Source organism: Alteromonas sp. ABV4_515, assembly GCF_056160345.1.
The window spans coordinates 526807-550890 of record NZ_JBSWWZ010000001.1; the positions used below are offsets into that span (position 1 = coordinate 526807).

The following is a 24084-nucleotide window of genomic DNA, read 5'->3' on the forward strand; positions in this document are numbered from 1 at the left end:
AGAAAAGTACTTTACCGTAATCTACGGGAAGGCTCTACTCTGAGTCGCCGTTGATATAAGCAATCAGTGTATCGGCGGCACCTGTTTCCCAGAGTTTTTGCAGCCAGAAGCTGAACGCCTCGGCAAAACGCGGGTTCTGACCCAACTGACCGAATACGTCATCCATCGCCAGGAAAGAGGCTGGATTTGTTTTCGCCTCAAGCGCCAGCTTCTGTAAGCGTGATGCCTGTTCATCATTGAGTACGGTGTTGTTACTCTCATCGGCCGTGAATGCACAGTATCGGCACCACAACGCAATCACCAGGGCAGTCCCCGTTACTGACCCGTTGCTGTCAAGATTCGCCTGCGTGATTGGCAGGATGAATTTAGGCAGACGGTTGGACGAATCGGTACATAGACGACTGATTGTGTCGCCGATTTCCGGATTGGCAAACCGGGCCTCAATAAGATCAAGGTAATCGTTAAAATCGGTACCTGGCACCGGTGACAGTGTTGGAATCGCCTCGCAAGTGACCAGTTTACGCACGTAATCACGCACCAGTGGATGCTGCATACCTTCGTGTACATAAAACAGTGACAGTAATGCAGAAGGAAACGCTAATGCAGCGTGGCCGCCATTCAGAATACGCAGTTTCATAAACTCGTGAGCGGTCACATCTTCCACAAACTCTACGCCGACGTCTTCAAGTGCCGGACGACCCTGTGGAAAGTTATCTTCGATAACCCACTGACGGAAGGGCTCGCAGAATACCGGTGAGGCGTCAGCCACATCGAATTCAGCCGCAAGGCGGTCAATTTCGCGCTGTGTGGTTGCCGGCGTAATACAATCCACCATGGAATTTGGAAACGCCACCGAAGATGAAATCCACGCGGCCATCTCTTCATCAATCAGAGAGGCTAAACCTGTCAGGGTCTGACGGGTTACATCGCCGTTATGGGGCACATTGTCACAAGTCATGATGGTGAAAGGCTCAAGGCCTGCCTCACGACGCTTTTTTAAACCCTTAAGTAGAATACCGAACACGGTCGCAGGGCTGTCGGGATTAGCCACATCGGCCTGAATGTCCGGGTGGTCCTGCTGAAAACCACCGGTTTTGGCATCAATAAAATAGCCACCCTCGGTGATAGTCAGAGACACAATACGGATTTCAGGTTTGCATAGCGCAGCGATAACTTCATCGGCATCGATATTCAGAAAGTCAATCATTGAGCCGCAGACTTCAGCACTCAGTGCGTCTTTGTCCAGTTCTACCACTGTAGTCAGCCAGTCCTGACCTGCCAGCTTGTTACGCATGGCCACATCGAAAGATTTCACACCGCAACCGATGAGGGCCCAGTCGTGATCTTTACCCTGTTCAAACAATTTTTGCAGGTATATAGCCTGGTGAGAACGATGGAAATTACCGATACCGATGTGCAGTATGCCCGCACTCAGCGCTGAGCGGTCGTAAGACGGCGCTTTAACGTTCGCCGGTAAACTGGCCAGATTGGCCTGATTTAATTGAGTAGTCACTATTTATACTCCAGATGTACCAGTTAGCGTTATCAGACAGAAGCTGTCAGCGGACGATTTAAATCGGCTTGTTCAAGCACGATGGATTTATCGTTACTATCGAAATAATGCACGTGATCTGCAATTGGCGTGACGAAAACATCATCGCCGTATTCGTATGCACAGTTACCGTCAGCGCGCACGGTGAGCTTCGTCACACCAGGAATATCCACGTGCAGGAAAGTGTCAGAGCCAAGGTGTTCCAGTACGCCCACCTTACCTTTCCATTTACCCGTGTTGTCAGACAGCACCAAGTGCTCAGGACGCACGCCAATGCTGGTCGCAGTCTGGCCATTTACCGTTTCATTCACATCAATGAAATTCATTTTTGGTGAACCGATGAAGCCTGCCACAAACTTGTTAACCGGTTGACGGTACAGTTCCATAGGTGAGCCAACCTGTTCAATATTACCGGCGTTGAACACCACGATTTTGTCAGCCATTGTCATAGCTTCAACCTGATCGTGGGTAACGTAAATCATGGTGGATTGCAGGTCTTTGTGGAGCTGAGAAATCTCAAGACGCATATTAACCCGCAGCGCCGCATCGAGGTTAGACAAGGGTTCATCAAACAGGAAGGCAGCAGGCTCACGCACGATGGCGCGACCAATTGCTACCCGCTGGCGCTGACCACCTGAAAGCTGACCAGGACGACGATCCAGATAAGCGCTCAGGTTCAGTTTCTCAGCAACCTGCTCAACTTTCTGTTTAATTACCGATTCGTCAACTTTCGCACGCTTCAGTGGGAAAGCAATGTTGTTACGTACGCTCATGTGCGGATACAGTGCGTACGACTGGAATACCATTGCCAGGCCACGCTTGGCCGGGGGCAGATGAGTCGCATCCTGATCGTTAATTTCGATAGTACCGCTGCTTACGTCTTCAAGACCGGCAATCATACGCAGCATGGTAGATTTACCACAGCCAGACGGACCAACGAAGACAACAAAATCGCCCTGCTCAATAGCCAGATCTAATGGTTTGATGACCTCGTGGCCGTCAAAGTTTTTGGTCACTTGTTTTAATGTAATTTTACCCATGACGAATTCCTTATTTCACCGCACCGAAGGTCAGGCCGCGGACAAGTTGCTTCTGGCTGAACCAGCCGATGATGAGAATTGGCGCAATGGCCAGCGTGGATGCCGCAGAAAGCTTGGCGTAAAATAGCCCTTCCGGACTGGAATAACTGGCGATAAACGCGGTAAGAGGCGCCGCTTTGGCCGCAGTCAGAATGAGTGTCCAGAATGCTTCGTTCCAGGACAGAATAACGTTTAACAGCAAGGTTGATGCAATACCCGGTAAGGCGATTGGCAGTAACACGTGCACAATTTCAGAGCCCAGTGTTGCACCGTCCATACGCGCCGCTTCCAGAACCTCTTTAGGGATTTCACGGAAATAGGTGTACAGCATCCAGATCATGATAGGCAGGTTAATCAGCGTCATCACAATTACCAGACCCAGCTTGGTATCAAGCAGATCAAAGTCGCGGAACAACAGGTAGATAGGTACCAGTACGCCTACTGGTGGCAGCATCTTGGTAGACAGCATCCACATCAGCACGTCTTTGGTACGCTTGTTGGGTACAAACGCCATGGCCCATGCTGCAGGAATGGCAATGATTAAACCGACCAGGCTTGAGCCCAGTGAAATCACAATTGAATTCCAGAAATGCGAGAAGTAACTGCTTTGTTCCAGAATGGTTTCGTAGTTTTCTGTGGTCCAGTCAAAGAACAGGAACGACGGGCTTGTTGCCACGGCTTCCAGTTCGGTTTTGAAGCTGGTGAGCACCGTCCAAAGGATCGGGAAGAAAATGGCAATACCTACCGTCCATGCCAGAATAGAGTACAGGATTTTTTGTCTTAACAGATGAGATTGTCTCATGGCTTACTTCTCCAGGTTCTTGCCAATCATGCGCATCAGGAAGAACGCGATAAAATTCGCCAGAATAACGGCAACAATACCGCCGGCTGAACCCGCACCCACGTCAAAATCAAGCAGCGACTGTGAATAAATTAGATAGGTGATATTGGTCGAGGCGTAGCCTGGTCCACCGTTAGTGGTAACCAGAATTTCCGCAAACACTGACAGCAAAAAGATGGTTTCTATAAGTATCACTGCGGTAATCGCACGTGATAAATGAGGAACGACAATATAGTAAAAACGGGCCATCGGGCCGGCACCGTCAAGTTCTGCCGCTTCCAGTTGCTCCTGATCAAGAGACTGAATAGCAGTAAGCAGGATAAGCGCGGCAAACGGCAGCCACTGCCAGGACACAATCATAATGATAGATGCCAGCGGAGCCTGAGAAAGAAAGTCGTAAGGTTCCATACCGAAGAAGGTGAACAGATGTGCAAATAATCCGTTAACCGGGTTCATAAACATGTTTTTCCACACCAGTGCAGAAACGGTAGGCATAACAAAGAAAGGTGCCAGTACCAGAATGCGCACAATGTTTCGGCCAACTATCGCCTGATCCATCAGCACGGCAATCGCAGTACCGCCAACAATCGTGATCAGCAGCACACCACACACCAGAATCAGCGTATTAAAAAATGATTCGAAAAAGGCAGGGTCGGTGAGGAAGAACTCATAGTTCAGAAAACCGGTAAACTCCTGCATACCTGGCATAAGCAGGTTGTAGTTCTGGAATGAAAAATAAATGGTCATTGCCAGCGGTACGATCATCCAGATAAACAGCATGATGACTGCCGGACTGATCATGACGCGGCCAAGAAACCTCGAACTCGTTGTTGCCATGAATAATGCTCCTGATGCTTACTACAAAGCGCAGCCGGCCGGGCGTAACGCCGGCCGGCCTGTGCTTTAGTCCTTCGGATATCCAGCTTTACGCATCGCACGTACTGCAAGACGCTGTGCGTTACTTAAAGCCTGTTTTGGTTTAACGTTGCCTGCAACGGCAGCTGAGAACTGCTGACCAACTGCGGTACCCAGGCCCTGGAATTCAGGGATTGCCACAAACTGTACACCTACGTATGGAACAGGTTTCACAGTCGGGTTGTTTGGATCAGCCAGTTTGATTGACTCAAGGGTCTTCGCTGCGAACGGTGCCGCATTCAGGTATTCCTCGTTCTCGTACAGAGACGCGCGAGTACCCGGTGGTACGTTAGCAATGCCTTTTTCCTGAGCAACCAGATCAAGGTACTCTTTAGATGTTGCCCAGCTTACGAATTTCTCGGCAGCGGTTTTGTTGTCGGTGCTGCTTGGAATCGCCAGCGTCCAGGCCCACAGCCAGTTCGCACGCTTGCCTAAGCCTGCATCGGGTGCCAGTGCAAAACCTACGCTATCAGCAACAGAAGATTCTTCTTTATTGGTCACAAACGAGCCAGCAACCGTTGCATCAATCCACATGCCGCATTTACCGGTCTGGAACAGTGCCAGGTTTTCGTTGAAGCCGTTTGATGACGCGCCCGGAGGGCCATACTTGAGCATCAGATCTGTGTAAACGTCGAGGGTTTTCTGCCACTCAGCAGAGTCCAGTTGTGGCTTCCAGTTTTCGTCAAACCAGCGCGCACCGAAAGAGTTGGCAATTGACGTGATCAGTGCCACGTTTTCACCCCAACCTGCTTTACCACGCAGACAGATGCCGTATACGCCGGCTTTCTTGTCTGTCATTGCTTTGGCTGCAGCCTGAATAAAGTCCCAGCTTGGTGCGTCAGGCATTTCCAGACCCGCTTTTGCCATCAGATCTTTACGATAGATAACCATCGAGCTTTCAGCGTAGAACGGCACAGCATACAGATTGTCTTCATAAGACAGACCGCCACGAATAGAAGGCAGAATATCGTCAAGATCATAGTCAGCACCCAGGTTATTCAGTGGCTCTAACCAGCCCTGTTTTGCCCAGATTGGCACTTCATACGTACCAATGGTGACAACATCGTACTGACCACTGCCAGTGGCGATATCTGTAGTAACACGCTGACGCAGAATGTTTTCTTCCAGCGTTACCCATTCGAGCTGAATGTCAGGGTTAGCGTCAGTAAAAGCCTTGCTCAGGCCCTTCATGGTAACCATGTCACCGTTATTCACAGTGGCAATCGTGACAGTCTCCGCCGCAACAGGCATGCTCAGGAGCAAAGCAGAACAGATGCTGGTGGCAATTTTTTTAATCATCTTCTTTCCTTCTTCGTGTCGTTCTTAGTATTGCTCGCCCCGCATTACCGGGCGAGATTGTTAAAAGTTAAGATTCAGCTGCAGACCAAGGATAACGGCGTTTTCTGCGTCATCGTCGCCTGATGGGCTAATCACATACTGGATACTAGGCATTACCTGGATAGCCGGTGTAATGGCATAGTTATAGTTCAATTCAATTGGGTATTCATGATCGCGCTCGGCAATCTCTTCCATACCTAAACTGGCGTTGTAAGCGCGAATCGCCGCACTCAGCTCACTACTCACGCTGTTGCGACCGATAGCCAGACCAACACGGTCAAGAGGGCGACCTTCAAATGGCGCATTAATGAAGCCACCAAAAGCCAGAACTTCACCTACCGCTGCAATATCGTTATCTGAACGAATCATGCTGGCGAACAAGCGCAGACCACCACCCATACCGTTGCGGGTAATTTGCTGCTCAAGGTTAATGTAGAATGCGTTGTCAGTGTCCTGGATCTGCGTGTTGTCGTCTGTGGTGCCATTGGGGAAACCGGCATCATTGACCAGGCGCGTTTTATCAAGGCTGCTGCGAACGATACCAAAGCGGTAGTCACCATCAAGGCCCTTACCGTAATCGTGCTTGTATTGAATTTCCGCTACCGCAGTAGTACCGCTGGTATCACCGGACGTACCAAATTTCAGGCCCTGATTCAGTGACATAGTTTCAGGGTTAGCGTCGTAAGCACCGGCTTTCAGCAGCAAATTATCAGCCAGTTTATAAGTGGTCTGAATACCAAGCGCTGACAGTGGATCGCCGTACCAACTGCTACTGATGTAGTTTGAAGAACCGCCGCTACAGAACGTGAGGTGCTGAAACGCACAGCTCATGGCAAAGAAATCAGCGCTGGGGTAGATACGACCTGCCTTAATGCTCAACTGATCGTCAAAAAGACGCTGAGTCAGTGAGAACTGGGTCAGGCGGGTAACATTGCCACGTCCGAAAATCTGCTGGGATTGCAACAGAAATGGCATATGTGCTTTGTTGTTAATCAGTTCGCCGTTACGGTTACTGACTTCTATTTTCAGCTCCGCGCCTTTCCAGCCAACGAGTGTTTCTAGGTCGAAATAACCGCCTACAAAAAACTGATCGGCATAGGCAACTTCTGAGCTTGCGCCGCCTTGAGCGTTATACGCTGTCTGACTGAAGTGTCCAAGACGAATGTTCACGCCCTGTTCAGCAAGCTCTGCCCGCTTACCACCCCAATCGCCGGTGATGTAATTATTAGCATCAAAACCTGCAGCATTGGCAAAAGGTGCTGCGATACAAGTTGATACCAGAGAAGCAATCAGGCTCTTTCTTAAGAAACCTGATTTTGATGTTGCAGAAGAATAGTGCCCTGATTTAACTGGTTGGGATTTAAACATGGTTGTGTCCTTCGCATTGCGTTCTAGTGTTTTTCTTATTCACCGATCTACTCATGCCCCACTTTCATCGTGCCAATGAAGAGCTAAATCTACTAGAAATCAGCAATTGCCAATTTATGAGCATATGACCGGTGTGTGAGCATATTCCCTAAAGGTTAAATAATTGTCAATAGAACGAAAGATGTAGATGTAAAAAACTTTTTAACGAAATCGAAAGAAAAAACACAAGATATTGATTAAAAATGATTTTTTATAAAATAGATTTAGTAAATATTAAAAAAGGTTTTTAACAATGCTGCTTATTCACTCTTTTTATACAAAGTTTGAGCAACATTTCGGGTAACAAGCTGCAAACAGACTGTGAGAAAAAATGGTCAGGCAGATAGGACAGAACTGTCTGTTAATAGCCAAATGTAATGTTTGAAACTGATCTTCGAATGTAAAGAAGGTCGTAGTTATCACACATCCATCAGGCATTAAGACAGGTTTTTCACACCGGTTTCAGCTTTACACACCACCTTCCGGTATGAGTCACATTACCAGGCACTAACACCACAAACAGATCAGGAGTCATTCATGGCAAGTGAAAAGACAAGGCCAGCAAGCCCCCTCAGGAAACCTTTTAAAAGTCATACGGCATCCCGTTCCCGAAGAAACTTCATAAAAGGCGTCGGCGTGTCTGGCGTTGCTGTTGCAGCAAGTGGCTGTGCCTCACAGCGCATGGCCTACGAGCAGCAATCTGACACGAAGGCGGATCCTGACGCTGCCAGTAAAGTGGCAATAAATCTGAATGTGAATGGCCGTGCACGAAACATTAGCGTGCTTCCCAATGCCGTATTACTGGATGTGCTGCGGGATGACCTTCTTCTTACCGGCACCAAAAAAGGCTGTGACCACGGCCAGTGTGGCGCGTGCAACGTGCATATCAATGGCGAAGTTATCAATTCCTGTCTCTCTCTGGCGGTGATGCATGATGGTGACGATATCACCACTGTTGAAGGGCTTTCGTCAGGAGGCGAGATGAGTGCGGTGCAAAAGGCATTTCACGAATGTGATGCTTATCAGTGCGGTTACTGTACTGCCGGACAGATGATGACGGCCACTTATGTACTAAACAGTGATGACATCCCGGATAGTCCGAAAGCGTGGAAAGAAGCGATGAGCGGTAACATCTGTCGCTGTGGCGCATATAAGAACATTCTTTCTGCTATGCAGCAAGCCAGCGAAACCGCATAGGAGGCAGACATGAGACAATTTTCATACGTACGCGCTGAGAATGCAGCACAGGCCATTTCCGCTAAGGTCGTTGAGGCAAACGAGTTTCTCGCTGGCGGTTCCACTCTGATTGATTTAGTAAAGCTGGATGTAATGCAACCCGAAACCGTGGTCGATATAAACAGTCTGCCGCTTTACGATATTGAACAATTGGCTGATGGTCGCTTAAAAATTGGCGCACTGGTGTCTAACACTGCGTTAGCCTATCATCCAGTTGTACAGAATGAGTACGCTGTACTTTCTGAAGCGCTGTTGTCCGGCGCATCGACTTCCCTTCGTAATAAAGCCACCACCGGCGGTAATGTCATGCAACGGGTACGCTGTTCCTATTTCCGCGACGGAATATCGCCCTGCAACAAACGAGAACCTGGCAGCGGTTGCGCAGCGATTGGTGGTCATAACCGCTCAGTGCATGCCGTACTCGGTACGAGCGAGCATTGTATTGCCAGCCATCCGTCTGATATGTGTGTAGCCATGGCGGCCATTGGTGCAACCGTTGTGGTAAAAGGCCCCAAAGGCGAACGGAAGATCCCATTCGTGGATTTCCATCTCAATCCGGGGGATACGCCCCAGAAAGAACATGCTATCGCGACAGATGAACTTATCACTCACGTCATTCTGGATAAGCCCGTTTCAGGCAGTCAATCCCATTATCTGAAGTTACGTGACCGGGCATCCTATCAGTTCGCCCTGGCATCCAGTGCCGTCATAGTGTCCGTTCGAAACGGCACTATTCAGGAAGCCCGGCTGGCCATGGGTGGCGTAGCTACAAAACCCTGGCGCGCAACTGAAGCCGAACAATCCCTGATTGGAAAACCCCCTTCAGATAAAGCCTTTGAAGAAGCAGCTGAAATTGCATTTAAAGGCGCAGTTCCACAATCGCAGAACGCTTTTAAAATTCCCCTTGGTAAACGTGCTGTGGTACGCAGCCTGCAAACCGTCACCGCATAGGAGGCCAGACAGATGGAAATGAAAGACGCAAAAGTATTAGGCGCAGCGCTGCCGCGTATTGATGGCCCGCAAAAGCTCACCGGTCAGGCCATGTACGCCGCCGACCATCATCTTGAAAACATGCTGTACGGTTATGGCGTGTACAGCACCATCGCCAAAGGGCAGATAACTGGCATTGATACCAGCGCAGCGAAGCAAATGCCTGGTGTGGTGGATGTGTTTCATCACAATCACTTTACTGATCGCATTTATAAGGCACCCAGCAACATGCAGAAGGGTTTAAAAGTGGATGAAAGCCGCTTACCTTTTGAAGACGATAAGGTGTATTACGCCGGACAGATGGTGGCGTATGTAGTAGCAGATACATTTGCCAAAGCCCGTGAAGCTGCCCTGAAAATTAAGGTTTCGTACAGTGAAGACAGCAAACCGGTGTCGTCAATCAGTCAGGCCCGCTCTGCTGGCGTAGAGGTGCAGGAACAAAAGCCTGTGGGAAAGAGTCGCGGAGATGCCTCTTCGGCATTTAGTCAATCGGCTTACACCCACGAAGCCACCTACACCACACCAATTGAAACCCATAACCCCATGGAAATGCACGCCACCACTGCGTACTGGGAAAATGGCCGTTTGGTGGTTTATGAAAGCACCCAGGGCGTAACGTTCAGCCGCAATACCATTGCCCGGGTATTTGGCCTGGTGCAGGAAAATGTGGTGGTAAAAACGCCATTTCTTGGTTCCGGCTTTGGCGGTAAATTGTTTACCTGGCCACACTGTTTCGCAACAGCGGCTATTTCCCGTGAACTGGGGCAGCCCGTTCACTTTATGGTGCCCCGTGCACAGATGTTCACCACAATCGGTCACCGCTCTAGTACGGAACAAACGCTGCGCGTGAGTGCAGATGAAAACGGGAATTTTACGTCTATTTCCCATCATACGCTGAACAGCACTTCAGAAATTGATACCCGGGTGGAAAGCGCCGGTGTGATTACCCCCATCTTTTACAAATGCCCCAATGTGGATGTGGCGAACAGTGTGATTCCTATGAACACGGGCAGCCCGGCTTCCATGCGCGCGCCAGGCGCTGCGCCGGGCCTGTTCGCTTCAGAGTCAGCTATAGACGAACTGGCCGTGGCAATGAAAATGGATCCCCTTGAATTACGCCGACGGAATTATACAGACCAGGACCAGACCGAAGACCTCCCCTGGTCTGACATAAACATTCTTGAAGCTTACGATAAAGGCGCGGCTAAATTTGGTTGGGACAAGCGAACTCCCGAACCCGGCTCTATGCGCGATGGCAAAGATATTCTTGGTTGGGGCGTAGCAGCCTGCGCCTGGGACGCGATGAAAAATCCCAGTAAGGCCAGCGTGTCCTTTCTTTCCAACGGAAAGGTCCGGGTATCCTGTGCGATTCAGGACATTGGTACCGGCACCTACAATGTGATGGCTCAGGCCGTCGCCGCCGCTACCGGCGTGGATGTTGAAAACGTTGAAGTAAAAATTGGCGATTCAGAATATGTGGATGGCCCGCTGTCTGGCGGTTCCTGGGCTACCGCCAGCGTCTTGCCGGCAGTGAAGGATGCCTGCGACAAAGCTGTTGAAGAGCTAAAATCCTACGCGGTAATGAAGAACGCGCCGTTTGCCGATGCTGACGAAGAGGATCTGACCTTCGCCGATGGTGCGCTTAGCAATGGGAGCGGCACTACCGCCACTTTCACAGACATCCTGAAATCACAGAAGCTGGCCAGCGCAGAAGGCGAAGGCAGTTCCGATGCAGCTATGAAAGAAGGCTTCTCAAGCCGGGTATTTGGAGTGCACTTTGTTGAAGTGAAGTGGGATCCGGAAATTGCTGACCTGAGGGTTTCCCGTGTAGTCAGCGCGATTGATGTGGGCAAAATTATTAACCAGAAGACAGCAACCAACCAGGTTGCCGGTGCTGTGGTAATGGGAATTGGTATGGCTATGTTCGAACATACCGAATATGACGAACGTACCGGACGCCCTACCAACAATAATATCGCTGAGTATCTTATGCCGGTGCATGCCGACATGCCGGATGAACTGGACGTGATCCTGTTGGATAAACCGGATTACAACTTCAGTGAAGTGGGAGCAAAAGGCTTAGGTGAAATTGGTATTACCGGCCTGGCAGCAGCTGTCGCCAATGCGGTTTATCATGCCACCGGAAAACGGGTGCGTGATTTACCCATTACCATTGATAAGCTGATTTAATCCTGCGTGAAACACAGGCGTATTAACGCCTGTGTTACTGTATTTTCCAGCCTTTTATCCAGTTCGCCATGCCCTGAGCATCTTTATTACCATTTTGCAGGCTTGTCATTACCGACAACTGATCTTCATCGCTGTTGTGCTGTCCGTGCCGCAACTGACTATCCACTCTCGTCACATCCACCCAGAAACCCTGAATAGCCGGAAGCAGTCGGTTTTTATAGGATGCTACCTGTTCAAGCTTCCAGCCGGAATTTTCAGGTTCAAGCTCTTGGGTAAGTCTTACCATTTCGTCATTCAGCTCGCTTTCATCGTTTATCGCCTGAGTAACCCCATAGGCATGACACGTTGCAAACATCCATGTCGGCACACGAGGCGAACTGGTGTAAAAAGAGGGAGAAATATAACTGCCAGCACCCCAGAAGATGATCATTACCGACTGCGCACTGGATAGCTCCGCTGCCAGCGGATTCTGCCTGTCTAAATGCCCGAATAAACGCAGCCCCTCAGAAGTAGAGCTCACTGTAAATGGTAGGGGTGAGCCAGACATGCCATCGGAGCCAACAAGAACGAGTGTCCCCATTGTTGTTTTCTCTATAATCTGACTGGCATCTTCAAACGAGGATGAATAAAAGGGCGCTGGAGCGTACACGAATGTTCCTTACAAAACGGCATTTTGGCGTACTATGCCAAACTCGCCAGATAACGTACCTGTGTCAGGGCCAATGTGTTTGCTTAACGGGCCAAACACTGGATTTATCCTTTAATGACATGCTTCAATCGTGGTTTATCAAACCATATACCAGAGAAATTCATGATGCTGTCAGTCCGCCGGTGCGCCCCCTATTTTCCTCATTTATTGCTTTCAACAATTCTGGCGGCGGCAAGTGTGCCATGTTTTTCACAAGGCCTTTCGCTGAAAACCGAGCGTCGTTACGAAAGTGTGGTATCTGAAGCAACCTGGATGAATCCGGATATTTCTGCCGATGGCAAAACCCTGTTGATTGATATACTCGGCGATATCTATACACTCCCCAGTTCAGGCGGCAGCGCTAAGCCACTGCTCACTGGCATCGCCTATGAATCCCAGCCGGTATTCTCACCGGGCGGCAGTAAAATTGCCTTTATCAGTGACCGTTCCGGCAGTAATAACCTTTGGATTGCGAATGCTGACGGCAGTCAACTGAAACAACTTTCCCATAACAGCGATGCCATGGTTTTCAGTTCGCCAGCCTGGATGGCTGATGGCAATACAGTCATGGTTTCGCAAATGCGCTATGCCATGTTGGCTTTTCACATTCACGCGTACCCGACAGACGGTGGTGAAGGTTATGCAATCACTCAGGCCCAGCCCGGCGGGAATGAAGGGTTCGACGACCGTCATAATAATCTTGGCTCCGTAGCCAGCCCGGACGGCCAATATCTCTATTACTCCCATAAACTGGGACATACCTGGTCGCCGCACCTGATGCCCCACTGGTCTGTGATCCGCCGTGATCTGACAACTGGCGAAGAAACCCCGCTGGTACGCGCTCCCGGTGGAGCCATGAACCCGGCACTGTCTCACAATGGCGAATTGCTGGTATACGGAACCCGCATGGGAGAAGACACCGTACTGCGGCTTCGTAACCTTAAAACAGGCAGTGAAAAAACGTTGATGACGGGTATTGATCATGATGGTCATGAGGGAGGCTATTATAAAAGCTTGCTTCCCAGACTCGTCTTCACCCCAGACGATAAATCACTTATCACCAGCGTAAACGGCAAATTAGTCCGTATCAGTATTGCAAATGGCAGCGCCACCGACATTCCTTTCAAAGCGGCGTTGTCACTACCGCTAGGTCAGCAAACCCGGGTAGCCGTAGCCGATGAAACTGGTCCGGTGAAAGTGCGGATAGCGCAGTTTCCGGCATTATCACCGGATGCATCTCAGGTGGCGTTTTCGGCTTTGGGTGAGCTTTACATCAAAGACCTGTCTGATGATAGGCAACCAGCTAAAATCAGTGCTGTCGGGCGTGGCGCTTTCCAGCCAACCTGGTCGCCGGATGGCAAAAACATGGCATTTGTAAACTGGAAGGCTAGCACGGCGGGCCATATCTGGATGAAAGCGCCTGACGGGAAGCCGGTTAGATTAACTCAGTTTGCTGATTATTACGCGCATCCGCTTTTTTCTGCTGACGGCAAATCGATATATGCCCTTCGAAGCAGCCACGTTGAACGCCTGAACCGGGTAAATGAACTGGCCAACGACGTGGCCTGGGACATTATTCGCATCGATTTAGCCACCCGACAGCTTATTACCATTACATCGGCTTTCGGGGCAGTCTCGCTGCAGCAATCGGAAGATGGCGAAACCTTGTTCTACTACGACGGTGTTGCTTTACAGGTAGTTGATCTACCAAGCCGACAGAAAGCGCCACTACTGCGTATCACCGGTCAGCATTTCTCTCAATACATTGATAACCCATTGCCGGTGACCAGCGTTAAAATTCGGCCGCAAGGTGACTGGGCAATAGTCAAAAATGCCTCTCAATTACACCTTGTCAGCATACCTGAAAGTAATGGCGAAACCCCTACGGTGAATTTGTCGACACCTACTGTGCCCCACTATAAATTAACCCGCATCGGCGCAGATTCCGTAAGCTGGTCGTCCGACGGCAACACCTTATACTGGACAGTCGGCAGTGAATTTCATCAGATAAACTTTGCCTCACTGCAGGCATCGGGGTTCTCCGATGCCGAATCGGCAGGAAAAATTGCGTCGCTTTCGGTCAGCGTGCCGCGGGATGTCCCTAAGGGAAGTATTCTGTTGAGTGGTGCCACAGTGTTGACCATGGAAAAGCAGGATGTGCTTGAACAGGCAGATGTCCTGATTGAAAGAAACAGAATTGCGGCAGTTGGTCCTGTGGGCTCCTTCGATGTGCCTGCAAATACGCATATTGTTGATGTAAACGGAAAGTACATCACACCTGGACTGGTAGACGCTCACGCACACTGGTTCGATATTCAGCGAGGGATTCTCGACACAGATAATCAGTGGAATTTTCTGGCCAACCTGGCTAATGGGGTAACCAGCGGCCTGGATGTACAAACATTTACCGTGGATGTATTCAGCTATCAGGATATGATTGATGCCGGCGTTATGCCTGGTCCACGAGCGTTTTCAACTGGCCCCGGTATCTTTGTAAACAGCCACATTGACTCACTGGATGCAGCACGCGGCGTGCTCACCCGCTATCGCGACTATTATCGCACACGCAATCTTAAATCTTACATGGTGGGGCCTCGTGAACGCCGCCAGTACATGGTGGAAGCCGCCGCTGAATTAGGCATGATGCCCACTACCGAAGGCGCGTCTGATCTACGCCTCAATCTCACCCACGCACTGGATGGTTTTTCCGGAAACGAACACAACCTGCCGGTAAGTCCGCTCCATGACGATATCGTTGGGCTATTTGCCACCAGCCAGACATCATATACTCCTACACTCACAGTTCTGTATGGCGGAAAGCCCGGGCTAAGCGACTTTATCGCCGAGCACTTGCCCCACACCGATGCAAAGGTGCACCGTTTTCTTCCACCAGCTCTAATAAATAATAAACTTCGCCAGGCTAATAGCTGGCAACCCCATGACGCCCAGGCTTATACCCGCTTTGCTGACGATGCCATAAACATTCAGCGCGCAGGCGGTGTATTAGCAGTAGGTAGTCATGGTGAAGTGCAAGGCTTTGGCTATTTGTGGGAAATGGAAGCGCTGGCTTCCGGCCATGGCTCCCCGCTAGAGGTGCTCTATGCCGCTACAATGGGCAGCAGTAAAGCGCTGGGGCGGGATCACCTGATTGGTAGTATCACACCGGGTAAGTATGCTGATTTACTTATTCTGTCGGCTGACCCCCGACAAAACATGGCAAATATGCGCCAGCTTGAGAAGGTAATTAAGAATGGACGGATTTACCAGGCCGATACACTCAGTGAAATCTGGCCTAACCAAAAGCCTGCGCCTGTTACCTGGTTTAACCAGCAGAAAAAATAGTCTGACGGTACGATCTGTGCATCTTATAGGATAATAATAATCATTTAGATGAACGAAGATCCAGATATGAAAAGTAGCGCTCAGTTGCAGTCTATTGACAGACCAGTGGCTTCACTGGAAGACGAATATCCTTGCGGCTATGTTGATGACTGGCACAGTCACCAGCGCAATCAGGTTGTTTACGCATCCAAGGGCGTGCTTAATATCACAACAGAAACCGGCAGCTTTGTGCTACCTCCCCAGCGTGCGTTATGGATACCAGCTGGGGTGCGCCATACCGTATTCTGCAAGAGCGATGTATCTCTGCGTACGCTATATGTTGACACCTTTACCCAGCAGCGGTTTCCTGCGCAATGTCAGGTAATGGGCGTATCCGGGCTTCTGAGGGAATTGATTCTGGAAGCCTGCTCTATCCCTATGCTGTATGACGTCGACAGCCGTAACGGCCGTATTATGCAGCTCATCCTTGATGAAATTGAGCGCATGCCGGTGGATCCGCTTCTTATTCCAATGCCTACAGAAAAGCGTCTGCTGAAAGTGTGTCAGCAGTTTCTGCAGGATCCCTCGGTGAATAAAGATCTGGATGACTGGGCGTCAGACGCCAGCATGAGTCGCCGCACCTTTACCCGAATGTTCAGACAAGAAACAGAAATGAGCTTTTCCACCTGGCGACAGCAGGTGAGGTTGCTAGAGGCGCTATCGCGCATTTCGGCAGGCACGCCCATCACCACCGTATCCCTTGATGTGGGCTACTCCAGTGTCAGTGCTTTTTCCTCTGTTTTTCACAAAACATTCGGCGTGCCGCCAAGCAAATACTTTAATGACGCTCAGCTCTCAGAGAGCTGAGCTAGCCGCTGCTGCAGTCGCGATTTTTTCATACCGTAGTTCACATAAATTGCAATTCCCACGACCAGATAAGCCAGCAGAATGATGAGCGGAATGACATCGCCGTTGCTCGCACGCTGAAAGATATCCATAAATACTGGTGCCACCATCACGGCACAACATATCAGCGCACACACCGGGGTAGTGCCCAGCCAGACTTTTCCAACTCTTACACCGCCAAGAGGCACCTTAAACAAACGTGGTATATCCGGCCGACGACTACGTAATGCAATAACGCAAATGGCCACCGTGGCGAAAACAAAAGTGGTACCGATACTGACCAGGTCAGCCAGAATACTGATAGGTAGTAATGCAGCAGCCACCGCCGCTAACCCTGCCACAATCACCGTACCCTTAAGCGGGGTTTTGAAGCGAGCACTTACTTCACTAAAAACAGGCGGAATCAAACCATCCCGGGACATCGCAAAACAAATCCGTGAATGGCCGTAGGTATTCACCATTAATACTGAGAGTAAACCAGTAAGCGCACCGATCTTAATCACAAGATTCAACACCGGCTCATCGATAACCGAAATAGCCCGGGCGATAGGATCGGCCACGCCGAGTTCACGAAACGGCACCAGACCAGTGAGCACCATGGCCACTGCCATATAAAGCAAACAGCTGATCACCAGCGCGCCGAGAATACCTATTGGCACATCCCGGCGGGGATTTTTGGCCTCCAGTGCAGCGGTTGAGACGGCCTCAAACCCCAGGTATGAAAAGAACAGAATAGACGCAGCCCTGAACACACCTTCAATACCATAGCGAAAGCCCCCCTCGTTCTCCGGGATTAGAGGCTGCCACAAACTGGTATCCACATACTTAAAACCAAAAGCAACAAATAATAGCAGTACACCTACTTTGATGATCACCATAATGGTATTAACTACCACAGACTGATGTACGCCTTGTACAAGCACAGAACACACCGCCGCCACAATCACCACGGCCAGCAGATTGATATTGCCGGTCACGCTGAATGCGGTATCGCTACCGGTCTTTACCGCATCTACCGTAGCAGTGGTTAACCAGGCAGGAAGATATAGCCCGAAATCCTGCAACAGGCTGACAAGATAACCAGATGCGCCCACCGCCAGCGCAGACCCGGCCAGCCAGAATTCAAGCATCAGCATCCAGCCCAGCGCCCAGGCGAACACTTCACCAAGCGCTGAATAAGCATAGGAGTAAGACGCACCGGATACCGGCATCATTGAAGCCAGCTCGGCATAGCAAAGGGCGGTAAAACCGCAGGCGCAGGCTGCCATAATAAATGACAGCATAATGGCGGGCCCTGCATATTCGGCGGCTGCCGGACCGGTAATAACGTACACACCGGCACCAACAATACAACCAATGCCGATAAGCACCAGTTGTACAGGCCCCATAACCCGGTTAAGTGGTTGGTCTGATACCGGCTCAACCGGCTTTCTGGCAAATAACTGAACTGATTTAGGCATACTGATTTTCATGCGCAATAAGACATATGAAAAACCTACCACGCAACGCCCCCCTATACGTGCGTGTCCGGGCCACACATTTTTCAGAGCAGGCCTATTTAAATCATACGGTTAGCGCTCTGGCCCTTTCAGAATAAAAGCCGACCCCTTAACGACAGTTCTTGTTGCACAGCCATGATTGAATGTAGCCAGTTAATTTGCCTGTATGAGCTTTAAAAATGTCAGAAAAAGACCTAATCACACTCTCCGCGTCGGATGTGACGCACATAGCCCGGCTGGACGCACACGATCAGGCGGCATTAATTGCCAGCAAAGCGCTACCTCCAGGCGCACTCGGCGAAGTGGCCAGAGCCCGTATTGCAAAGCTGAATCCCGCCGTAAAAGCCGTCACGTCTGAACCAGAGTTCATTCCCTGTCCGGTAACAACTGGTGCTGCTATGCAGGAAGTGCCATATTTGTTAAAAGCATCGGCAGAATATCCCGGCTTTCCGCTACAGAGTGGCTCACGCTGTGCCGCCGACCGCATGGGCGTGAACAAATCACCTTTTTTCAACCGACTGGATGAAGCAGGACTGGTGCCCGTAGGCATGACCTCTATGCCGGAGTTTGGTTTGTTAGCGTCCGGTGAGTCTGTGCTAAGCGGACCTGTTCACAACCCCTGGAACCTCGCCCATTCGACATCTGGCTCAAGTAGTGGTGCCGCCGCAGCCGTTGCCTGTGGCATGGTGCCGTTCGCCCATGCCAGCGATGCAGCAGGTTCAATCAGAATGCCCGCCTCGTCTTGCGGTGTCATAGGTTTTAAAGCCACCCGCGACTACAACTTACGTGCCCGGCCTCATCACTTCGTTGATGACTACTTATGTAACGATACCCTGATTGCCCGCAGCATGCGTGATGTATGCTGGGCCTCCCGCTGGGTGCGTCCGTCTCAGTTTCCTGCCACACAGCCTGAAGTAACCAGACTGTGCATTGCGGTGGTAATGGAGGGCCTCAATAGTGTAGAACCCGACAGCGAAGTCGAAAACACCATTACGCAAACAGCAAATAAACTGGCAGCGTTGGGCCACCAGGTGGACGTTGTACCGCAACCTATCGATGTGAATGCCCTTGGGAAGTCTCTGGGTACTGTCTGGTGTTATCTTGGTGGCGACATTGTCGATAGCATTGCTGCAAATTGTGGCAGCATACCAATAGATACGTTGCTTGAACCCTGGACGCTGGGTTTACATGCACGCCGTAGCACACTGGGTTCAACGGACCTTGCTCTGGCATATCAGGTCATCGTTGAGCAGACAGCGGTGCTTCGTGCTTTCCACCAACAGTACGATGTAGTCTTGAGCCCAGTTAATGCCACCGTTTCTCCGCCGCTTGGTCATCTGGCGCCTACCCGTGCATTCGATGAACTCTGGGAAGCACTATTTGGTTATATGAGCCATACGCCCATCCAGAACCTGACCGGCACGCCCAGTATCAGCGTGCCTATGGGCATGAGCCAGTCGGGCATTCCGATTGGCGCGATGTTGTCTGCTGATGTTGGTCAGGATGATTTACTGCTGACTTTAGCAACACAAATGGAAGCCGCTGAACTGTGGACCCAGCGCTGGCCTGAACATGCCTGACTAACTTATTGAAGCGTCACAGTCTGAAGCCTCGACAGCACAAAACTGCCGGGGCTTTTTTGTATGCGGTAACGTTTTTTACACATAAAAAAAGCCCGCTCAGTCGAGCGGGCTTGCTGTCGTCAGATTTTATTATTATTTAAAACATTGACCAGCTTATCCGTGCCCCGAAAGAACGAGGACGAGTGACACTGGCCAGTGGTGCAGGGTAATAGTCACCGAAAGGCGAGTTCAGAATGGCATATTCGTCAAACAGGTTATCCACGTACAACGCCAGTTTGGTCGTTTCTGTCAGCGCGAAGTCTGCGCGGAAATCAACCATGTTGTAGCCGCCGCGCTGAGTGACCGAACGGAACGCAACCGGTGCAGCAGATACATAGCGATGAGATAACGACAGTTTTGGCGCAAAAGCCACATCGTCCAGGTGCAGAGTCGCATTGTTAGCCACCGTCCAGTCCGATGCGCCGGGGAGCGTGGTACCTGCTTCATAACCACCGCCAGCGGCGAAGGTATCAGGCAGGAATTCTGAAATGGCAGCATCCAGATAAGTCACGTTGGTGTTGAATTCAAAGATATTTACCGGACGCCATGCGGCTGAGAACTCAATACCATCAATTTGTGCTTCACCAGCATTGGTTACATAAGCCAGATAGTCAGGAGCCGGCGTGAACAGACGAACCTGAATATCAGACCAGTTGATACGGAACAGGGTAGCATCCAGTAACAAACGTTTATCCATCAGGTCATATCGGGCACCGATTTCATAGTTTTTAGTGGAATCCGGCTCATAGGTTTGTGGTGCATTAGCTGTTAACCCTGGTGGATTCGGGTTGGTACCACCTACGCGGAAACCTTCAGAATAGCTGGCATACATCATCAGATCGTCTGAAATGGTGTATTTCACAGACGCTTTCGGCGTAAAACCGGTTTCAGCTGAAGTGCCGCCGTAGGTTACCGTTTCACTGGTATAGACACCCGCAAACGTGGCGCCTGGCGGTCTGGTGATATAGGTTTCGCTGGAGGTATCGAAGTAGCGTCCGCCAAGCGTTACTTCCAGCTCTGGTGTGAATGCATAGCTGATTTCACCGAAAATAGCCGAATCCTCGTTATCCTGTGCCACCTGATACTGAGAGAAATAATCGTCGGGTGCCAGTAAATCCCCGGAGAAGCCACCAAATAAATCCGGGTTTGCATCGATATAGTCTGCAGCGCCAGCCTGATAAACCGCATCGTTTGAGCGCTTCTCACTGGTGTAGCGGGTTACACCTACAATCCAGTTAAGTGGCCCGGTGTCTTTAGATGTAAGGCGCAGCTCAAGATGGTCACTGTCTGCATGACCAAAACCGTCTGACCAGGTACCTACATCCGATTGCAGGTAACCATTAAGGGAATAATCGAAAACAATCAGGCTGTCTTTTTCAGCCAGTGCGCCAAGAAAGGTTAAGTCAGCAAAACCCAGATCCTGCTCCACGCGAAGTGAATGCAGGGTAAATTCGGTATGATGCGGTTCAGGTACAACCGTATCGCGGGTCAACGTGGGATAAGTGGCATATGTCTGGTCATCTAGATCCGATTCCTGGAACATACTCATCAGTGAAATTTTTGTGCCTTCCGCGGGTGTGTACACCAGTGAACCACGATACCCTTTCACTTCCACATTGTTAGACGCATCAACGCCGGTACCCACGTTATCCAGATAGCCGCCTTCGTAACGGTCCAGCACAACAAAACGTGCAGCCAGGGTATCCTCGATGATGGGCAGGTTCACCATGGCTTTCACAGAGTAGTTCGCGTCTTCGGAATTTTTTGTAGAGCCAAGGGACGCTTCTACCGCAGCATCAATACCGTCTGTCTGCGCCTCTTTGGCGATGTAGTTCACCAATCCACCCAAGGTAGCCGCACCATACAGTGAACCCTGAGGTCCGCGCAGTACCTCAACCCGTTGTAAATCGAAGGTATCAACGTCTGGCAGAACAATCGGCCAGCCCGCTTCACTCAGTGGAATATCATTAATAAAGTATCCCACTGTAGTCTGGCCCTGCTCGTGATAGGTTGACGCTGAGACACCACGGATAACCACTTCAGATACGCCGGGCTGATAGTCGTTAAAATGTACACCCGGCAAGCGGTTAATATAATCGCCCAGGCTTTCCGCGCCCATTTCAGAGAGCATATCGCCGGTCAGGGCGCTGACTGAACCCGCCACTTCACGTAAATCGTTGCTACGCTTGGTCGCGGTTACGGTTACTTTCTCAAAGACTGTTTCTTCTTCTTTTTGGGTATCAGATTCGTCCTGTGCCAGCGCCAGCCCCGGCAGCAGCAACGAACCTGCAAGCACACCACTTACCAGTCTGGCAAGGTGTTGCGGTTTGAAATGATTCATGATTATTCCCTCGGTTTATCAGCTTTTCACTTGTTTTAATATGAACAGGCACGTTAGCTACGTAATGCCAGTATTCTGATATTCAGTGTATTGAAGGGAATCTCAAAAAAACTGTTAGGCAGGGTCAATTTGTTGTCGGAACAGGCCACATTGCATGAAGAATAATACTCTGCAGCCAAGATTAAATTTAGGAACTATACACCGGTGACAGCGAAATCTATCGCATCCACCAGCATGTGTCGTGAGTGACTGAGGGAGCCTAGAGGCGATTGCAACATTTCAACAGGCACTGCTGCAAGCTGTGGAGTCATGAAGATGAAAACGGATTTATCTATGACTATTTCCGGAGCCAGCTTTCTCATTACCATTCCCGGTTTTCTACTGGCATTGACTAATGGCACAACCAGACGTGTAGCCAGATGCGACAGGGCATCATGCTGAATGTCGACAATAAAGGGATATACCTTTTTCGTATTCCGATTGCTATTGGCATAAACGTCGAACTGCGCCATCAGAATACTCTGAATTCGTCGCTGAAGTTTCCATTCTCTTCGATCAACTCGTTGTATTTCTGCATCGCAATTTTATTCTCAGCTTTCCATGTTTCAGCTTCGCTTGCGGCTAGTTTTTCTTTTAAAGCCTGTTCCAACGTTGCCGACAGATTAATATTCATTCCTCGCGCTTTACTCAATAAATCGCTGTTAACACTCAGATTAGTGGCTTTTTTAGGTGCATTCTGATCATACAGGGTATTCATATAGCGTCTCCAGATCCGTAGTACAGAATCGAATATACGCATATGCATGCGCATTGAAAAGTAAATGTACTCGATTCTACACGTTGAATTGAAGGGGCATTCGAAACCGTCAACCGCATGGATGCGGTTGTATTCTCAATAAAAGCTTAGCCCAGGGACGGTTTTACGGCGAGTTTCGAGTGCAAGTGCGAAAACGACCATCTCAGTGGAGAGCAGGGAGCATTCGAAACCGTCTGCCGCAGGGATGCGGCAGCCGAGCCTACATGGATGTATTCACGGCGTGTTTCGAATGCCCCTGCTCTCCACGATCTAGTGGTCGTGGTCGTGGTCGTGGTCGTGGTCGTGGTCGTGGTCGTGGTCGTGGTCGTGGTCGTGGTCGTGGTCGTCATGATCGCGGCAGACTTCACCGGGCATTTCAAACTCTATGGTGGTGTGGGCTAATGCAAAATCTGCCAGCTTATCGTTGATTTGTGCTTTCAGTCGGCGATTGGTGTCAGCATCAATGTCGCATTGTAATTCGACATGGGCGGTGAGAACGTGCTGTTCGCCGTCCAGCGACCAGAAGTGCACGTGATGCAGGGCTTTCACGTGCTCGACAGACATCAGCGCATCGTGAATTTCCCGCTTTTTCTCTACATCAGGGTTGCCCTGTAGAAATAACTTAGTTGTGTCGATAACGTATCGAACCACGTTGAACAGAATAAACAGCGTGAACAGTACAGATAGCAGTGGATCAAGGATTGGCCAGTGAACAAAGTGCAACACAATGCCCACAATCAATACGGCTACCCAGCCGAGCACATCTTCCAGTAAGTGCCAGTTAAGCACTTTTTCGTTCATAGAACTGCCGCCCGAAAGCTTGTAAGCGGCGTAACCGTTTACTGCAATTCCCAGAATAGCCAGACCAATCATGCCTTCCGTTACCGGCATTTCTGGGTCCCACAACCGTGGAATCGCTTCAGAAAGCACCCAAACCGAACCAACCACCAGTATGAGACCGTTAATCATGGCACCCAGCAAACTTAAACGTTTGTAGCCATAGGTATACTCGTCATCAGCTTGCTTATGACCCACTTTACTTAGGTACCACGCCAGTCCGATAGAAAGGGAATCACCTAAGTCATGTACGGCATCAGCCATTATGGCTACGGAGTTGGTAAGCCAGCCACCGATAAACTCAATAATGGTAAAGACAAAGTTGAGCCAGAACGCCCAGCCGATACGTTGCGAATCACTCACATCGTGATGATGATGGTGATGGCCATGAGAATGACCGTGATGATGACTATGAGAATGCAAGGTGAGTCTCCGCCCGCCTGAGGTCCGGCATGACGGGCGCTTCAGAAAGCGCTATCAGCATACCGGCATTGAATTATTGTATTAGCAGAGTGTGCAGTCTTAG

The 24084-nt window shown here is 50.1% G+C and carries 18 protein-coding genes; 6 read left to right on the forward strand and 12 right to left on the reverse strand.

The genetic code is table 11. From position 1 onward, the window contains the following. Positions 1 to 34 precede the first annotated feature (34 nt). From ACXAGX_RS02275 to ACXAGX_RS02300, 6 genes are all read right to left on the reverse strand, one after another. Positions 35 to 1513 (reverse strand): mannitol dehydrogenase family protein, encoded by a 1479-nt coding sequence (locus ACXAGX_RS02275; RefSeq protein WP_474836304.1) that lies wholly within the window; start codon positions 1511 to 1513, stop codon positions 35 to 37. Positions 1514 to 1545: 32 nt separating this feature from the next. After that, entirely contained in the window at positions 1546 to 2592 is a 1047-nt protein-coding gene (locus ACXAGX_RS02280) for an ABC transporter ATP-binding protein (RefSeq protein ID WP_474836306.1), read from the reverse strand. Positions 2593 to 2602: 10 nt separating this feature from the next. Then, positions 2603 to 3433, reverse strand: coding sequence for a carbohydrate ABC transporter permease (locus ACXAGX_RS02285; RefSeq protein ID WP_474836309.1), 831 nt, complete (start codon positions 3431 to 3433; stop codon positions 2603 to 2605). 3 nt (positions 3434 to 3436) lie between these two features. Further along, positions 3437 to 4309, reverse strand: a complete 873-nt coding sequence (locus ACXAGX_RS02290) for a carbohydrate ABC transporter permease (RefSeq protein WP_474836311.1) — start codon at positions 4307 to 4309, stop codon at positions 3437 to 3439. 66 nt (positions 4310 to 4375) lie between these two features. Then, positions 4376 to 5686, reverse strand: coding sequence for an ABC transporter substrate-binding protein (locus tag ACXAGX_RS02295; protein ID WP_474836313.1), 1311 nt, complete (start codon positions 5684 to 5686; stop codon positions 4376 to 4378). 60 nt (positions 5687 to 5746) lie between these two features. Further along, a complete protein-coding gene (locus tag ACXAGX_RS02300) occupies positions 5747 to 7093 on the reverse strand; it encodes a carbohydrate porin (protein WP_474836315.1) in 1347 nt (448 codons plus the stop codon). A gap of 576 nt (positions 7094 to 7669) precedes the next feature. Between ACXAGX_RS02300 and ACXAGX_RS02305 the strand changes: the two genes are divergently transcribed. From ACXAGX_RS02305 to ACXAGX_RS02315, 3 genes are read left to right on the forward strand one after another with little or no spacing between them, the layout of a single operon-like run. Continuing rightward, positions 7670 to 8329: a 2Fe-2S iron-sulfur cluster-binding protein gene (locus ACXAGX_RS02305; protein WP_474836317.1), complete on the forward strand. Its 660-nt coding sequence runs from the start codon at positions 7670 to 7672 to the stop codon at positions 8327 to 8329. A 9-nt stretch (positions 8330 to 8338) separates the two neighbouring features. Further along, positions 8339 to 9319 carry an FAD binding domain-containing protein gene (locus ACXAGX_RS02310; RefSeq protein WP_474836319.1) on the forward strand — a complete coding sequence of 327 codons (981 nt, stop codon included), beginning with the start codon at positions 8339 to 8341 and terminating at the stop codon, positions 9317 to 9319. A 12-nt stretch (positions 9320 to 9331) separates the two neighbouring features. Further along, positions 9332 to 11548 (forward strand): xanthine dehydrogenase family protein molybdopterin-binding subunit, encoded by a 2217-nt coding sequence (locus ACXAGX_RS02315; protein ID WP_474836321.1) that lies wholly within the window; start codon positions 9332 to 9334, stop codon positions 11546 to 11548. 34 nt (positions 11549 to 11582) lie between these two features. Here the strand turns inward: ACXAGX_RS02315 and ACXAGX_RS02320 are convergent, their stop codons facing one another. Further along, positions 11583 to 12197: an FMN-binding negative transcriptional regulator gene (locus ACXAGX_RS02320; RefSeq protein WP_474836323.1), complete on the reverse strand. Its 615-nt coding sequence runs from the start codon at positions 12195 to 12197 to the stop codon at positions 11583 to 11585. A 162-nt stretch (positions 12198 to 12359) separates the two neighbouring features. On the opposite strand from ACXAGX_RS02320, the gene ACXAGX_RS02325 reads away from it, so the two are divergent. Both ACXAGX_RS02325 and ACXAGX_RS02330 read left to right on the forward strand, forming a co-directional pair. Further along, the gene (locus ACXAGX_RS02325; protein WP_474836325.1) at positions 12360 to 15578 is read left to right on the forward strand and encodes an amidohydrolase family protein; all 3219 of its coding nucleotides are present in this window, start codon (positions 12360 to 12362) and stop codon (positions 15576 to 15578) included. 66 nt (positions 15579 to 15644) lie between these two features. Then, positions 15645 to 16424, forward strand: a complete 780-nt coding sequence (locus ACXAGX_RS02330) for an AraC family transcriptional regulator (RefSeq protein WP_474836327.1) — start codon at positions 15645 to 15647, stop codon at positions 16422 to 16424. Here ACXAGX_RS02330 and ACXAGX_RS02335 read toward each other — a convergent pair. Beyond that, on the reverse strand, positions 16406 to 17923 hold the full coding sequence (locus tag ACXAGX_RS02335; RefSeq protein ID WP_474836329.1) for an amino acid permease: 1518 nt from the start codon (positions 17921 to 17923) through the stop codon (positions 16406 to 16408). The two genes, ACXAGX_RS02330 and ACXAGX_RS02335, sit on opposite strands and share 19 nt — an antisense overlap. Positions 17924 to 18141: 218 nt before the next feature. On the opposite strand from ACXAGX_RS02335, the gene ACXAGX_RS02340 reads away from it, so the two are divergent. Further along, on the forward strand, positions 18142 to 19542 hold the full coding sequence (locus ACXAGX_RS02340; protein ID WP_474836330.1) for an amidase family protein: 1401 nt from the start codon (positions 18142 to 18144) through the stop codon (positions 19540 to 19542). A 139-nt stretch (positions 19543 to 19681) separates the two neighbouring features. Here the strand turns inward: ACXAGX_RS02340 and ACXAGX_RS02345 are convergent, their stop codons facing one another. The 4 genes from ACXAGX_RS02345 to ACXAGX_RS02360 all read right to left on the reverse strand — a co-directional run bounded on the left by ACXAGX_RS02345 (position 19682) and on the right by ACXAGX_RS02360 (position 23981). Then, a complete protein-coding gene (locus ACXAGX_RS02345) occupies positions 19682 to 21925 on the reverse strand; it encodes a TonB-dependent receptor (protein ID WP_474836332.1) in 2244 nt (747 codons plus the stop codon). Positions 21926 to 22119: 194 nt separating this feature from the next. Next, complete coding sequence (locus tag ACXAGX_RS02350) at positions 22120 to 22437, reverse strand: CcdB family protein (RefSeq protein WP_474836334.1); 318 nt, start codon at positions 22435 to 22437, stop codon at positions 22120 to 22122. Next, complete coding sequence (locus tag ACXAGX_RS02355; RefSeq protein ID WP_474818902.1) at positions 22437 to 22682, reverse strand: type II toxin-antitoxin system CcdA family antitoxin; 246 nt, start codon at positions 22680 to 22682, stop codon at positions 22437 to 22439. The genes ACXAGX_RS02350 and ACXAGX_RS02355 overlap by 1 nt, the downstream gene beginning before the upstream one ends. Positions 22683 to 22991: 309 nt before the next feature. Further along, complete coding sequence (locus tag ACXAGX_RS02360) at positions 22992 to 23981, reverse strand: cation diffusion facilitator family transporter (protein WP_474836336.1); 990 nt, start codon at positions 23979 to 23981, stop codon at positions 22992 to 22994. Between the last annotated feature and the right edge of the window lie 103 nt (positions 23982 to 24084).